The sequence below is a fragment of the Cupriavidus sp. F041 genome, assembly GCF_057814235.1.
The window spans coordinates 3625818-3640858 of record NZ_JBVASY010000002.1 but is presented as its reverse complement, the minus strand read 5'-3'; the positions used below and the strand labels follow the sequence as shown (position 1 = coordinate 3640858).

14 protein-coding genes are annotated in these 15041 nt (G+C 65.0%); 10 read left to right on the top strand and 4 right to left on the bottom strand.

Translation table 11 applies throughout. The features are described from left to right. Nucleotides 1-42 precede the first annotated feature (42 nt). The 5 genes from ACZY0R_RS34165 to lpxC all read left to right on the top strand — a co-directional run bounded on the left by ACZY0R_RS34165 (nt 43) and on the right by lpxC (nt 5659). On the top strand, nt 43-945 hold the full coding sequence (locus ACZY0R_RS34165) for a cell division protein FtsQ/DivIB (protein ID WP_488864734.1): 903 nt from the start codon (nt 43-45) through the stop codon (nt 943-945). After that, nucleotides 942-2174: a cell division protein FtsA gene (gene ftsA, locus ACZY0R_RS34160; RefSeq protein ID WP_035875601.1), complete on the top strand. Its 1233-nt coding sequence runs from the start codon at nt 942-944 to the stop codon at nt 2172-2174. Before ACZY0R_RS34165 ends, ftsA begins: the two co-directional genes overlap by 4 nt. A 169-nt stretch (nt 2175-2343) precedes the next feature. Beyond that, nucleotides 2344-3543, top strand: a complete 1200-nt coding sequence (gene ftsZ, locus ACZY0R_RS34155; protein ID WP_488864732.1) for a cell division protein FtsZ — start codon at nt 2344-2346, stop codon at nt 3541-3543. Nucleotides 3544-4060: 517 nt separating this feature from the next. Next, the gene (locus ACZY0R_RS34150; protein ID WP_488864730.1) at nt 4061-4567 is read left to right on the top strand and encodes a peroxiredoxin; all 507 of its coding nucleotides are present in this window, start codon (nt 4061-4063) and stop codon (nt 4565-4567) included. Nucleotides 4568-4741: 174 nt separating this feature from the next. Then, nucleotides 4742-5659, top strand: a complete 918-nt coding sequence (lpxC, locus tag ACZY0R_RS34145; RefSeq protein ID WP_045237180.1) for a UDP-3-O-acyl-N-acetylglucosamine deacetylase — start codon at nt 4742-4744, stop codon at nt 5657-5659. 77 nt (nt 5660-5736) lie between these two features. Here lpxC and ACZY0R_RS34140 read toward each other — a convergent pair whose 3' ends face one another. After that, nucleotides 5737-6276 carry a hypothetical protein gene (locus ACZY0R_RS34140; protein WP_035875596.1) on the bottom strand — a complete coding sequence of 180 codons (540 nt, stop codon included), beginning with the start codon at nt 6274-6276 and terminating at the stop codon, nt 5737-5739. A gap of 94 nt (nt 6277-6370) precedes the next feature. On the opposite strand from ACZY0R_RS34140, the gene ACZY0R_RS34135 reads away from it, so the two are divergent. The 5 genes from ACZY0R_RS34135 to ACZY0R_RS34115 all read left to right on the top strand — a co-directional run bounded on the left by ACZY0R_RS34135 (nt 6371) and on the right by ACZY0R_RS34115 (nt 13133). Next, entirely contained in the window at nt 6371-7306 is a 936-nt protein-coding gene (locus ACZY0R_RS34135; RefSeq protein ID WP_488864727.1) for a M23 family metallopeptidase, read from the top strand. Nucleotides 7307-7543: 237 nt separating this feature from the next. Next, a complete protein-coding gene (gene secA, locus ACZY0R_RS34130) occupies nt 7544-10327 on the top strand; it encodes a preprotein translocase subunit SecA (RefSeq protein ID WP_488864725.1) in 2784 nt (927 codons plus the stop codon). Between the two features lie 140 nt (nt 10328-10467). Continuing rightward, entirely contained in the window at nt 10468-11697 is a 1230-nt protein-coding gene (gene argJ, locus ACZY0R_RS34125) for a bifunctional glutamate N-acetyltransferase/amino-acid acetyltransferase ArgJ (RefSeq protein ID WP_488864723.1), read from the top strand. Nucleotides 11698-11793: 96 nt separating this feature from the next. Beyond that, nucleotides 11794-12696, top strand: a complete 903-nt coding sequence (locus ACZY0R_RS34120) for an ATP-binding protein (RefSeq protein ID WP_488864721.1) — start codon at nt 11794-11796, stop codon at nt 12694-12696. Next, a complete protein-coding gene (locus ACZY0R_RS34115; RefSeq protein ID WP_488864719.1) occupies nt 12693-13133 on the top strand; it encodes an NUDIX domain-containing protein in 441 nt (146 codons plus the stop codon). The genes ACZY0R_RS34120 and ACZY0R_RS34115 overlap by 4 nt, the downstream gene beginning before the upstream one ends. Before the next feature lie 30 nt (nt 13134-13163). On the opposite strand, the gene ACZY0R_RS34110 is transcribed toward ACZY0R_RS34115, so the two are convergent. From ACZY0R_RS34110 to coaE, 3 genes are all read right to left on the bottom strand, one after another. Next, complete coding sequence (locus ACZY0R_RS34110) at nt 13164-13349, bottom strand: DNA gyrase inhibitor YacG (protein ID WP_035875584.1); 186 nt, start codon at nt 13347-13349, stop codon at nt 13164-13166. An 18-nt stretch (nt 13350-13367) separates the two neighbouring features. Further along, nucleotides 13368-14126: a cell division protein ZapD gene (gene zapD, locus ACZY0R_RS34105; protein WP_488864717.1), complete on the bottom strand. Its 759-nt coding sequence runs from the start codon at nt 14124-14126 to the stop codon at nt 13368-13370. A gap of 258 nt (nt 14127-14384) precedes the next feature. Then, nucleotides 14385-14996: a dephospho-CoA kinase gene (gene coaE, locus ACZY0R_RS34100; RefSeq protein WP_488864715.1), complete on the bottom strand. Its 612-nt coding sequence runs from the start codon at nt 14994-14996 to the stop codon at nt 14385-14387. Nucleotides 14997-15041 lie beyond the last annotated feature (45 nt).

Below are 15041 nucleotides of genomic sequence, written 5' to 3'. Positions count from 1 at the left end.
ACACTGCAACCCGACCGACCGGAACCGGAACAACGCTAAGCCATGTGGCACAACACTCGCCTGCTCAACCTGATCGCTTCCACGCTCTACGCGCTGGTGGCGGTGATGGCGTTCGCGGCCGGCCTGCTGTGGCTGGCGCATCGGCCGGTATTTGCCATCACGCACGTCGAGCTGGCGCCGATGGAAGGCGGCTCACTGCGGCATGTCAATGCGCCGAGCGTGCGCGCCAACGCGCTGGGCAAGCTGTCGGGCAGCTTCTTCACGCTCGATCTCAACGAGGCGCGGCAGATTTTCGAGTCGGTGCCCTGGGTGCGCCGCGCCAGCGTCCGCCGCGAATGGCCCAACGGGCTGGCGGTCGAGGTCGAGGAGCACGAAGCGCTCGGTACGTGGGGCAACGCCGACAGTAGCCGCCTTATCAACACCTATGGCGAAGTGTTCGTCGCCAACCCGGCGGAAGCCGAGGAAGATGCCCAGTTGCTCGCGCTCGACGGCCCGCCGGACAGCGAGGGCGACGTGGTCGACAGGCTGGAGACCATGCGCGAATGGTTCAAGCCGCTCAAGGTCGAGCCGCTGGCGGTCACGCTGTCGTCTCGCTATGCCTGGCGCACCAAATTGTCCAACGGCATGGTGCTGGAGCTCGGGCGCGAACAGAACGACGAGGAGCGCGACGCCATGGCGCAGCGCGTCAAGCGATTCGTCGTGGCCTGGCCCCAGGTCACCGAGCAGTGGGGCAAGCAGATCGAGTACGCGGACCTGCGCTACCCCAACGGGTTCGCCATCCGCGCGGCCAACGTGCGGTTCCTGACTGACGCCCAGGCAGCGGCGGCTGCCAAGGCGAAACCCGCCGGCGCCAGCACGAATACAAGTACGAGTACAAGTACCAACACCAATCCGAATAACAATCCGACGCGACTCAAGAGTAAGAACGCGGAGAAAAACCGATGAGCAAGGAATACAAGGACCTACTGGTCGGTCTCGATATCGGCACTTCCAAGGTGGCCGCGGTAGTGGCGGAGTTGCGCCCCGACGGCAGCTACGAAGTGATCGGGATGGGCCAGTCAGAGTCCAAGGGGCTGAAGAAAGGGGTCGTGGTCAATATCGAGGCCACCGTGCAGTCCATCCAGCGGGCGCTGGAAGAGGCTGAGCTGATGGCCGACTGCAAGATTTCCGAAGTGTTCACCGGCATTGCCGGCAGCCATATCCGCAGCTTCAATTCCAGCGGCATGGTGGCGATCAAGGACAAGGAGGTCACCCAGACCGATGTGGCCCGGGTGATCGAGACCGCCAAGGCGGTCAATATCCCGACCGACCAGCAGATCCTGCACATTCTCACGCAGGAATTCATCATCGACGGCCAGGAAGACGTGCGCGAGCCGATTGGCATGAGCGGCATCCGGCTGGAAGTGAAGGTGCATATCGTCACCGGCGCGGTCAGCGCGGCGCAGAACATCGTCAAGTGCGTGCGCCGCTGCGGCCTGGAGGTGCACGACCTGATCCTGCAGCCGCTGGCGTCGAGCCTGGCGGTGCTGACCGAGGACGAGAAGGAACTGGGCGTGGTGCTGGTCGACATCGGCGGCGGCACGACCGATATCGCCATCTTCAGCGAAGGCGCGATCCGGCATACGGCCGTGATCCCCATCGCCGGTGACCAGATCACCAACGACATCGCCATGGCGCTGCGTACGCCTACGCCCGATGCCGAAGACGTCAAGATTCAGTATGGCATCGCCAAGCAGGCTATCGCCGATCCGGAAGACATGATCGAGGTCCCCGGCGTAGGCGACCGCGGCACGCGCTCGCTGTCGCGCCAGGCACTGGCGGCGGTGATCGAGCCGCGCATCGAGGAGTTGTACTCGCTGGTGCACCAGGTGGTGCGCGAGTCGGGCTACGAGGAATTGCTGTCGTCGGGCGTCGTGATCACTGGCGGCACCGCGATGATGCCGGGCATGGTGGAACTGGGCGAGGACATCTTCCTCAAACCGGTTCGGGTCGGCGTGCCGGAATATCGGGGAAATTTGCACGAAGTAGTTAAGAGTCCGCGCTATTCGACCGTAATGGGACTACTGCTCGAAGGCCGCGTGCAACGCATGCGCGGCCGCAAGGTTGCGGTGCAGAGCGGTTCCGTCAAGCAGGTGTGGACCCGCATGAAGGAATGGTTCGTCGGCAATTTCTAAGCGTTGCCGGCGATTGGATTGCACTGAGTGAATAGCGGGCCTGTCCACGGAATTGCGGGCGGGCCGTTGAACAGGCAGTTTTCTTTTGATGGTTTCTTGTTGTTCAGTAACCAAGGGTTGCGGCGGGGAGGCTGCAGCGTTTGGCGGCTGATTCTTCTTGGAGGCAGTGATGGACTTTGACATGATCGAAACGGAATTGCAGGACGGCACCATCATCAAGGTGATCGGCGTGGGCGGCGCGGGCGGCAACGCTGTGCAGCACATGATCAGCCGTGGCGTGCAAGGCGTCGAATTTATCTGCATGAACACCGATGCGCAGGCGCTCAAGCGCTCCAGCGCTTCGCGCGTGCTGCAGCTCGGCAACACCGGCCTTGGGGCAGGCGCCAAGCCGGAGGTCGGCCGCAACTGCGCGGATCAGGCGCGCGAGCAGATCGCCGACTCGCTGCGTGGTGCCCATATGGTCTTCATCACTGCCGGCATGGGCGGCGGCACCGGTACCGGCGCTGCACCGGTCGTGGCCCAGGTTGCCAAGGAAATGGGCATCCTGACCGTGGGCGTGGTCAGCAAGCCCTTCGAGTTCGAAGGCGCGCGCCGCGCCAAGGTGGCGGAAGCCGGTTCCGGCGAACTGGAGTCCTGCGTCGATTCGCTGATCGTTGTGCTCAACGAGAAGCTGTTCGAGGTCATGGGCGACGACGCCGAGATGGACAAGTGCTTCCAGTGCGCCGACGACGTGCTGCATAACGCAGTCGCGGGCATCGCCGAGATCATCAACGTCGATGGCCTGGTGAACGTCGACTTCGAAGACGTGAAGACGGTCATGGGCGAGCAGGGCAAGGCCATGATGGGCACGGCTACCGTGTCGGGCGTGGACCGCGCCCGCCTGGCTGCCGAGCAGGCTGTCGCCAGCCCGCTGCTGGAAGGCGTGGACCTGTCGGGCGCGCGCGGCGTGCTGGTCAACATCACGGCCAGCCGCTCGCTGAAACTGTCGGAAACCAAGGAAGTCATGAACACCATCCGCAGTTATGCCGCGGAAGATGCCACTGTGATCTTCGGTACGGTGTACGACGATTCCATGGGCGACGCGCTGCGCGTGACGGTGGTGGCGACGGGCCTGGGCCGTTCGGCCAAGAAGCAACAGCCGATGACCCTGCTCAAGACCGGTACCGACAATATGCCGGTGCAGATGATGGGCAATATGACCAGCAACGTGAACGCCGGCCACGGCAGCGCTCCCGATTACAGCAACCTGGACACGCCGGCGGTATGGCGCAGCTCGCGCGAGTCTGCGTCCGCCCACGTGGCCGCGTTGCAGGAAAAGGGTGTGGATACGTACGACATCCCGGCGTTCCTGCGCAAGCAGGCGGACTGAGTTGGCTCGGCAAGGTGTCGGCAAGGCCGGCTGCCAGCCAGGCCCCGCCCCGGATCAGCGAAACACGCTAGCGCTCCCTATCCGCTCGTGTTGCGCCCGGTGGCGGTGGACTGACCAGCAGCCAGCCATGCCGCACCCGCGCTGACGTCCTCAGGTCGCATCCCGTCGCCGGGACAGGCGTGCCTCCGGCCGCCTCCCCGGACTGGTCTCCCGCCATCCCGGCCGGGATGTGCCGTCGTCCGCGCGTCGATCGCAAGATCGGCACGCGGACCCATTTGAAAAGCAGTGCGGCTTGAAGCCCTCGAGGCCTTGAGCCTGGCGCCATCAATGCCACCCAGGAAACGAGTCTGGCGTGCCGCGCAGATCTGCGCGCGGCGCCATAGGCTCCCTCCGCAAGCCAAAGTCTTGGATATGTCGGACAATTCCTACGGCATACCGGGCAGTGTCAGACTTGGGCACCTGCGGCGGGCGCACTATGATGCTAAACAGGGTTTTTACCGAGACAGGAAGACACAGCATGATCGAAATTGGAGCGCGTGTGCCCGACGCCACGCTGAACGAGTTCTTTGAGGTCGAGACCGGAGGCTGCGCCCTCGGGCCCAACTCCTTCTCCGCCGCTGAACTCGCTCGCGGCCGCAAGATCGTGGTGTTTGGCCTGCCCGGCGCCTTTACCCCCACCTGCTCCGCCAAGCATGTTCCGGGCTATGTGGCGCAGGCCGAAGCGCTGCGCGCGGCCGGCGTGGACGAAGTCTGGTGCGTCTCGGTCAACGATGCCTTTGTCATGGGCGCCTGGGGCCGCGAGCAGAACACCGAAGGCAAGGTGCGCATGATGGCCGATGGCAGCGCCGAGTGGACGCGCCGCCTGGGCCTGGACCAGGACCTTACCGCACGCGGCATGGGTGTACGCTCCAAGCGTTACGCCATGGTCATCGACGATGGCGTGGTGACCCACCTGTGGCTTGAAGCGCCTGGCGAATTCAAGGTCAGCAGCGCTGAAGCGGTGCTTGCGGCGTTGCGCGCGTAATACGTGAATGTGTCATTCGGTAACCAGCTGGTGCTTTAAAGGACACTTATGGCGGGTTATTTCTTCGGTGCTAACAGACCGAAACAAAGTGGCGCAGCGCAGCAAACGAAGCAATGGTAAAATCGCTATATTAGAAAGTGTACTTGATAGATTTTAATAATAGCTGAGAACGTCATGCTCAAACAGCGCACCATCAAATCTCTGGTCAAGACCGTTGGCATAGGCTTGCACTCGGGCCGCAAAGTGACGCTGACGCTGCGCCCGGCTCCGGTGGATGCCGGTATCGTATTCACCCGCGTCGACCTGCCTGAAGCCGTCGAGATTACGGCGAGCGCGTCAGCCATTGGCGATACGCGTCTTGCATCGGTCCTGCAGAAGGATGGCGCGCGCGTGTCGACCGTGGAACATTTGATGTCCGCCTGCGCGGGCCTTGGCATCGACAATCTGTACGTGGATGTCGACGCCGAGGAAATCCCGATCATGGACGGCAGCGCTGCATCCTTCGTCTTCCTGCTGCAGTCGGCCGAAATCGAGCAGCAGTCCGCGCCCAAGCGTTTTATCCGCGTGAAGAAGGCCGTGGAAGTCCGCGAGGGCGACAAGCTGGCGCGCCTGGAGCCTTACTTCGGCTTCAAGCTGGCGTTCACCATCGACTTCCGTCACCCCGCGGTGGACAAGACCGGCCAGACCTTCTCCATCGATTTCGCCGATACCAGTTACGTGCGCGAGATTGCCCGCGCCCGCACTTTCGGTTTCGCCCACGAAGTCGAGGCGTTGCGGGAGATGGGGCTGGCGCGCGGCGGCAGTCTGGATAACGCCATCGTGCTCGACGAGCATCGGATGCTGAACAACGAGGAACTGCGCTACGGCGACGAGTTCGTGCGCCACAAGATCCTTGATGCGATCGGCGATCTGTATGTGGTCGGCCATCCCTTGATTGGTGCCTATGTCGCCAACAAATCCGGCCACGGGCTGAACAACCAGCTGTTGCGGGCTTTGTTGGCGGATCAGGAAGCATATGAGATGGTGACGTTCGAGCGGGCCGAGGATGCGCCGCCGGCGTTTTTGCCGCAGTTGCAGCCGGCGTTTGCATAACGCCTGGCAGGGGGCAGGGTTCTGGTATCACCGGAAGGCCGGCGCAAGCCGGCTTTTTTACGTCCAGGGCACGGGATTCAGGAACCAGCGCCGGTCGTCGTCTTTTGCCGGTGATGCGACAACAGGGTATTCAGGGCATCCCGCAACGGCGACTCGGGCAACTCCTGCGCCAGCTGCGTCAGGCTGGACAATCCGGTCGCCGACATCCGGGCCACCTTGGGCCGCACTACCGGCCCGGTGTCCCAGTCACTCTGCCGGCCGACCTCGGGTTGTACCCTCACCCGGATTGCGGTAATCTGCGATCCCCGCTGTTGCAACCTGGAAAGTAGCGTAGGAACCACTTGCCGGACGCGTGCAGCGGCTGCCCCATGGGCGGCCAGCAGCAGCAAAGTTCGCTCCGACTGGCCCTGGCCGACACCGCGGGCGTCCTGTTTGACGCCCGCGACAGCGATGCCGTCCTGCAGGCCGCGTGGCAGGAGCGACAGCACCTCAGCTTCCAGTACCGCCAGCTCCCGTGCCGTCTGCATCAGGGCCGAGACCGGGCCGGCTTTGTCCAGCCAGTCGTTAAGCGGCTTGGCGGCGGGCGTCTGGAGGGCGTGGTGGGTAAACATGCGCATGCGCGCATTCTAGCGTGCCGTTCGCGCCAGCGCGGCGGCTTATGCGCCGCAGCCACGAAGCCGGCGCCGGGCCTTGCATGGGAAGGATTGCATCATGCAGATCATCGTGCTTCATCCGCGCCTGCCGCGCGTGCGTCATTTCACCTTGTCGCGGGGGAAGATCTTCGCCGGCATCGTGCTGCTGTGCCTGGTTGTCGCGCTGGTCTCGTCGCTGCTGACCTGGATCGTGGCGCGGGCGGGCATTGGCGCACCTGTCCGTGCACCGGGCGACGATGCCTACCTGCGCGCCAATCTCAATGTGCTGGCCGCCCGCGTGGGCGAGATCCAGGCCCGCATGGTGCGGCTGGATGCGCTTGGCGAGCGGGTTTCCGGGCTTGCCGGCATCGCGCCCAAGGAGTTCGACTTCCAGCAGCCGCCCGGCCGTGGCGGCCTCGCGCCGTCGGCGCAGTCGCGCACCTCGAGCCTGCCGGAGTTGCAACTCGCGCTGGCGAGTCTGTCCAAGCAGGCTGACAGGCATGCGGACTATTTCGATGTGGTGGCCAGTACCTTGCTGGATCGCCGGATCGAGGATCGCCGGGTTCCACGCGTGCTGCCGGTGGCGACCGGCTACGATGCATCCGGCTTCGGCTGGCGCTTCGACCCATTTACCGGGCGCCGCTCCCCGCATGACGGCGTCGATTTTTCCGCGCCCGCGGGCACGCCGATCGTCGCGGCCGCCGGGGGCGTGGTGGCGGCGGCGGAGTGGCACTCCGAATACGGCAACCTGATTGATCTCGATCACGGCAATGGCCTCAAGACCCGCTATGCGCATGCTTCCAGGCTGCTGGTGAAGCCCGGCGACCTCGTCAAGCCGGGCCAGCAGATCGCGCTGGTGGGCTCCACCGGGCGCTCCACCGGCGCCCACCTGCATTTCGAGGTGCATGTGGACGGCGTGCCGCAGAATCCGAATCGCTTCCTCGCTGTGGCGAAATCATCATCTGCGCAGATTGCCCAGGCAACAATTCCGACCGATCGTACGGCAATCCGTTGAAGAATCCGCGACCCGCCCCGATGTCGGGGGGATTGGATGCGCGGGCCGCATCCGGACAGGTAGCGTTTCGCCCGCCGCTTGGTTCCGGTCGTGACCCGCGCGCGTGATAAACTCGGCGTTTTGCGCCAATCTTCCTATTTCCTCGCGCGGTCCGCCCTGGGCAGCCGGCCAAGCCGGCGGCCAGGCCGCCTAGTGCGTACCACGGCGGCGTACCACTCGCGTAGGTGAAAGCAATCGATGATCACGGGCCTTCTCAAGAAAGTCTTCGGCAGCCGTAATGAACGGCTGATCAAACAATATGGCAGGACCGTCGCGCAGATCAATGCGCTGGAGCCGAAGTTCGAGGCACTTTCGGATGACGACCTGCGTGGCATGACCGAGGTCTTCCGGCAGCGCCATGCCGCCGGGGAGTCGCTCGAGGCCTTGCTGCCTGAGGCCTTCGCGGTGTGCCGCGAGGCCAGCAAGCGGATCATGAAGATGCGCCACTTCGACGTCCAGCTGATCGGCGGCATGGTGCTGAACGACAACAAGATCGCCGAAATGCGCACCGGCGAGGGCAAGACCCTCACCGCGACGCTGGCGGTGTACCTCAACGCCATCACCGGCAAGGGCGTGCACGTTGTCACGGTCAACGACTACCTGGCCCAGCGCGACGCCGAGTGGATGGGGCGCCTGTACAACTTCCTCGGCCTTTCGGTCGGCGTGAACCTGTCGCAGATGCCGCATGACCAGAAAGCGGCGGCCTATGCGGCCGACATCACCTACGGCACCAACAACGAGTTCGGCTTCGATTACCTGCGCGACAACATGGTCTACGACCCTGGCCAGCGCGTGCAACGGCCGCTGAACTACGCCATCGTCGACGAGGTGGACTCGATCCTGATCGACGAGGCGCGCACGCCGCTGATCATCTCGGGCCAGGCGGAGAACCATACCGACCTGTACCAGCGCATGAACGGCGTGCCCAAGCTGCTCGAGCGCCAGATCGGCGAGGAAAAGGCCGATGGCACCGGCGTCGAGAAGCCGGGCGACTACTTCGTCGACGAGAAGGGCCACCAGGTCTACCTGACCGAGGCCGGCCACGAGAAGGCGGAAGAGATCCTGGTGCAGCAAGGCCTGATCGGCGAGGGTGAATCGCTCTATGCCCCGCAGAACATCACGCTGATGCATCACCTGTACGCGGCGCTGCGGGCGCACAGCCTGTTCCATCGCGACCAGCACTATGTGGTGCAGAATGACGAAGTCGTGATCGTCGACGAGTTCACCGGCCGCCTGATGACCGGACGGCGCTGGTCCGACGGCCTGCACCAGGCGGTGGAAGCCAAGGAAGGCGTGACCGTCCAGCAGGAAAACCAGACGCTGGCCACGATCACCTTCCAGAACTACTTCCGCATGTACGATAAGCTGTCCGGCATGACCGGCACGGCCGATACGGAAGCCTACGAGTTCCAGGAAATCTACGGCCTGGAAGTGGTGGTGATCCCCACCAACCGTGGCGCCCAGCGCAAGGATTTCCAGGACCAGATCTACAAGACCTCGACCGAGCGCTACGACGCCGTGGTGCGCGATATCCGCGACTGCCACGAGCGCGGCCAGCCCGTGCTGGTGGGCACCACCTCGATCGAGACCTCGGAATACCTGTCCGGCCTGCTCAACAACGCCAAGCTGCCGCACCAGGTGCTCAACGCCAAGCAGCACGCTCGCGAAGCCGAGATCGTGGCGCAGGCGGGCCGCCCCAAGATGATCACCATCGCCACCAATATGGCGGGCCGTGGTACCGACATCGTGCTGGGCGGCAACGTGGAGAAGCAGGCCGGCTTTATCGAGGCCGACGAAAGCCTCTCCACCGCCGACAAGGCCGCGCGCATCGCCCATCTGGAAGGCGAATGGCAGTCGCTGCACGAGCAGGTCAAGGCCGCCGGCGGCCTGCATATCGTGGGCACCGAGCGCCATGAGTCCCGCCGTATCGACAACCAGCTGCGTGGCCGTGCCGGCCGCCAGGGCGACCCGGGCTCGTCCCGCTTCTACCTGTCGCTGGACGATCAGTTGCTGCGCATCTTCGCCGGCGACCGCGTGCGCGCCATCATGGAACGCCTGAAGATGCCGGAAGGCGAGCCGATCGAGGCGGGCATCGTCACGCGCTCGATCGAATCCGCCCAGCGCAAGGTCGAAGGCCGCAACTTCGATATCCGCAAGCAATTGCTGCAGTACGACGACGTTGCCAACGACCAGCGCAAGGAAATCTACAAGCTGCGCAACGAAGTGCTCGAGTCGCAAGATGTCGGCGAGATGGTGAAGAACCTGCGCGAGAGCGTGCTGGTCGAGATGTTCCGCGACCACGTCCCGGCCGACACCATGGAAGAGCAGTGGGACATCGCCGGCCTGGAAGCCAAGCTGCGCGACGAATGGTCGCTGGAAGTGCCGCTTGCCAAGACCATCGAGGCCGCGCAGAGCATCGAGGACGAAGAACTGCTGAACCTGATCATGCGTGCCGCCGACGAGCGTTACGAAGCCAAGGTCAGCCAGGTCGGCCGCGAATCCTTTGCCGGGTTCGAGCGCTCGGTGATGCTGCAAAGCATCGACACCCACTGGCGCGAACACCTGGCGGCGCTGGACCACCTGCGCCAGGGCATCCACCTGCGCGGCTATGCGCAGAAGGATCCCAAGCAGGAATACAAGCGCGAATCGTTCGAGCTGTTCGCCCGCCTGCTCGACGTGATCAAGGTCGAAGTCACGCGCGTGATCTTCAACGTGCAGATCCAGTCGCCGGAAGAGCTCGAGCAGGCCTCGGAGCAGATCGAGGAAGGCCTGTCGCATCTCGCCAACGTGCAGTACAAGCATGACGAGTTCGACGAGGCTACCCAGGTGGCCGAGGGCGCCGGCAGCAGCGCGCCCGAGCGTGCCGGCATCGCCTACGCCGCCGCGGCTGAGGCTGCCGGCATGGCCAAGGTGGGGCGCAACGATCCCTGCCCGTGCGGCTCCGGCAAGAAGTTCAAGCAGTGCCACGGCAAGCTCAGCTAAGCCGCGCACAGTGAAGTCAGAAAACATGCCCGCGCAAGCGGGCATGTTCGTCAGGGGGGGCGCTCCATGTACCATCCGCCGCCACTTGGCAGTAGTAGAACCTGCATAACCAGCAACGTCGAACGCATAGAGGAACGCACATGGCCGTCAACCTGCCCCTGCCGCTGGCAGAGAACCTGAAACCTGTCGCCGGCGTCGAGCTCGGCTGGGCTGAAGCGGGTGTCCGCAAGGCCAACCGTAAAGACGTGCTGGTGGTGCGTGTTGCCGAAGGCAGCACCGTGGCCGGCGTGTTCACCCGCAACCGCTTCTGCGCCGCGCCGGTGCAGGTCTGCCGCGAGCACCTGGCCGCGGCCAAGGGCATCCGTGCGATCGTGGTCAACACCGGAAACGCCAACGCAGGCACCGGCGAACCGGGCCTGGCCAACGCCCGCGCCACGTGCGACGCGCTGGCCGCGCAACTCGGCATTGCTGCCGAGCAGGTGCTGCCGTTCTCGACCGGCGTGATCCTCGAGCCGCTGCCGGTGGACCGCATCATCGCCGCGCTGCCTGCCGCGATTGCCAACGCCAAGGCCGACAACTGGCTGGCCGCGGCGGAATCGATCATGACCACCGACACGCAGCCCAAGGCCGCCTCGCGCACCGTGCAGATAGGCGGCAAGACCGTGACGCTGTCCGGCATCAGCAAGGGCGCGGGCATGATCCGTCCCAATATGGCGACCATGCTGGGCTTTATCGCCACCGACGCCACCGTGTCGCAGGACGTGGTACAGGCACTGGTGTCGTACGCGGCGGACCGCTCCTTCAACAGCATCACCATCGACGGCGACACCTCGACCAACGACTCCTTCGTGCTGATCGCCAGCGGCAAAGCAGGCGCGCCGGCCATCGAGCGTGCCGAGGGGGCGGATTTCGAGGCACTGCGCGCCGCGCTGACCGACCTGTCGCAGGAACTGGCGCAGATGATCGTGCGCGATGGCGAAGGCGCCACCAAGCTGATGACCATCCAGGTCGAGGGCGGCAAGGACGTGGCCGAATGCCGCCTGATCGCCTACGCGGTGGCGCATTCGCCGCTGGTCAAGACCGCCTTCTACGCCTCGGACCCCAACCTGGGCCGCATCCTGGCGGCCGTGGGCTATGCCGGCGTCGACGATCTCGAGGTCGAGCATGTCAATTTGTGGCTGGACGATGTCCTGGTCGCGCGCGACGGCGGCCGCAATCCCGACTATCGCGAGGAAGACGGCCAGCGCGTGATGAAGCAGGCCGAGATCACCGCGCGCATCGCGCTCGGGCGCGGCGATGCCACCGCCACGGTCTGGACCTGCGACCTGTCGCACGATTACGTTTCGATCAACGCGGACTACCGTTCGTAAGCACCATCGCGTGCGCGCCACTCCCGCCAGCGCGGGGCGGCGCGCTAGCCGCCAGCCCTCCCGCCAACGATCCGCCAGCCCTTCCTCCAAGCCGCCATGTCCGACCTTGCCGCCCGCCTCGACAGTTTCCTCGCCCGCCTTGAACAATGGCTGCCGCCCCAGCTGACCGAGTCTGACTGGAAGGAAGCGGTCGCCTTCCGCTGGCGCAAGCGGCAGAGCCTGTTCGGCAACATCGGCTACCTGCAGGCGATCCGCCAGCTGCCGCCGATCCATTTCGACGACCTGAAGAACATCGAGCGCCAGAAGGACGCCATCGTCGCCAACACGCGCCAGTTCGTGCAGCGGCTGCCGGCCAACAATGTGCTGCTGACGGGCGCGCGCGGCACGGGCAAGTCCTCGCTGATCAAGGCCTGCCTCAATGCCTTCGTCAAGGATGGCCTGCGGCTGGTGGAGGTCGACAAGGACGACCTGGGCGACCTGGGCGACATCGTCGAGCAACTGTCGGGGCGTCCGGAGCGCTTCGCCATCTTCTGCGACGACCTGTCCTTCGAGGAAGGCGAGTCGGGTTACAAGTCGCTGAAATCGGCGCTGGACGGCTCGGTGGCGGCGCAGTCGGACAATGTGCTGATCTATGCCACCTCCAATCGCCGCCACCTGCTGCCTGAGTACATGAAGGACAACGAGACCTACCGGCACACCGACGATGGCGAGATCCATCCCGGCGAGGTGGTGGAGGAAAAAATCTCGCTGTCCGAGCGCTTCGGGCTGTGGCTGTCGTTCTATCCGCCCAAGCAGGACGAGTACCTGGCCATCGTCGGTCACTGGCTGGGACATTTCGGCTGCAGCGCCGAAGACGTCGCCGCGGCGCGCGGCGACGCGCTGGTGTGGGCCCTGGAGCGCGGCTCGCGCTCGGGCCGGGTGGCCTGGCAGTTCGCCCGCGACTGGGGCGGCAAGCATGGCAAGCCCTTCATCGCTTCCGCGCAGGACGGCCAGGCATGAGCGAGGCAGCGCGAGCAGCCGGCGAAGCCACGCCGGCACGCAAGGTGACCGAGGTTGCCGTGGGCGTGATGGTGCAGGCCGACGGCCGTTTCCTGCTGGCCCAGCGGCCGGCCGGCAAGCCCTACGAAGGCTACTGGGAGTTTCCCGGCGGCAAGCTGGAGCCGGGGGAATCGGTGGAAGATGCGCTGGCGCGCGAACTGCACGAGGAACTCGGCATCGAGGTGGGCGCGTGCGTGCGCTGGCACGTGCTGGAGCATGACTACCCGCATGCCTATGTGCGCCTGCACTTCTGCAAGGTCACGGCGTGGGCGGGCGAACTGGTCGGCCGCGAGGGCCAGGCCTTCTCATGGCAATCGGCGCCGGTGGACGTGGGGCCCTTGCTGCCCGCCACCATCCCCGTGGTGGACTGGCTGGCTGCCGAGAGGGGCGCCACCTGAACTGGCGGGGCCGCAACGGCCCCGCGGTGCTCATTCCTCGTCTTCCTGGTCCTGCGAGGGGTTCTCGCCGGGTTTGCCGCCGATCACGTACTTCTCGGAAGCCCAGGCGCCCAGGTCGATCTGTTTGCAGCGGTTGGAGCAGAAGGGACGGAATTTATTCTCCGGTACCCAGGCCACGTCCGTACCGCAGGTGGGGCATTTGACTACGGTTGTCATTGCTTCAGAAATCAAAAATCAGAAATTGCAGAGCTTGAGCAGGAAAGGGATGTCGGCGTCGACCGAGCGCGGACGAAGGTCGCCATCCTGCTGTGTGAAACGGACCCACAGCATGTACTTGTTGGCGCTCATCTCGGGGATGAAAGCCAGCAGGGAATCATCCAGCAGCACCTGCATCAACTGGTAGCTGCGCCCGGACAGCATCTGCTGGTAGCTGCCGCCGGTGGCGATGACCTTGCCGCTCTGGCCGGACTCGCGCAACAGGCGCAACACGGTGTCGGTGCCAATGCGAAGCGGCACCAGCGGGCGTGCCCACTTGAGGATGTCCGAGCGGCGGTCTTCGGCGGGGCGATGCTGCCAGGCGTAGTAGGCCGGCAGGTCGAACTCGCAGGTGCCGCCCGGGATGATGGCGCGGCTGCGGATACTGGTCAGCCACTCGTTGTCGGTGAGCAACTGGCCGGCCTTGCCGACGGTCTGGTTGAGCTGGGCCATGGCCTGCTCGATCTCGCCGACTACGCCATCCAGTGCGCCCTGGTCGATCTGCGGATTGGCGCGCAGCGCGGCCAGCGCCTGGCGCTGGCGTTCCAGTTCCTTGAGCAGGTCGGTCTTCAGGTCCGCGCGGCCGGCGACGTCAATGATCTCGAACAGAGTCGTCAACGCCACATGATGCTGCAGGGCGTGATCCTGGGCGAGGAAATAATCCAGCCGATCGAACAGGTCTTCCAGGCGCAGGAGAGTCCTGATGCGTTCGTTAAAAGGATATTCGTACAGAATCAATGGGTATGTCCGTGCAACAGGGCGGGTTGGCGGGTGGGCAGTCTGACCCTGGGCGGCGTATCGGAGCGGAGATTGCATCCGGTGCGCCTGGGTCCGCTCGATGTGACTCGGCGTGGGCCCGCGATATCGGCAGTATGCGGCCATTTCCCGCGTGGTTCCAGCGCATTCTATGCGAGTCCGCAAATCAGAACAAATGAAACAGCCGACTTAGGGTGCAGCATTCAGGGGGCGGCATTCGTCGCCGCACAAACATGGTGCCTAGCCAGCGGCCAGGCTGCGGTAAAGCTGGTCGAGACGGTCCACCTGCGCTGGCAGCGCCTCCGGCGGCCCGTCGTTGTCGATCACATCGTCGGCAGCGGCCAGGCGGTCGCCGCGCCGCGCCTGCCTTGCCATGATGGCCTGGACCTGGCCCTGGCTGAAGCCGTTGCGCGCCATGACGCGGGCGACCTGGGTGGCCTCGCTGCAATCAACCACCAGCACCCGGTCCACCCGCGCGCGCCATGAGCCCGATTCGACCAGTAGCGGCACCACGTAGATCAGGTACGGGTGCAGCCCGGAGGCGTGGATCGCGGCGGCGCGCGCTTCGGTCAGCTGGCGGATCAGGGGATGGGTAATGCCTTCCAGCCGGGCCTTGGCCGCCGGGTCGGAGAACACCAGCTCGCGCATGGCGTTGCGGTCCATGGCGCCGTCGTCGCGCAGGCACGTGGGGCCAAACGCTTCGAGCAGGGCCGGGATGGCCAGGCCGCCCGGCGCGGTGATCTCGTGCGCGAGCAGGTCGGTGTCGATCAGGGCGGCGCCGCGCGCGGCGAACAGGTCCGCCACGCGAGTCTTGCCGGAGCCGATGCCTCCGGTCAGTCCGATTTGCAGCATATCGATCTCAAAGCTTGCGGTGGTGCTTGTCGTGGTTCTACGGGC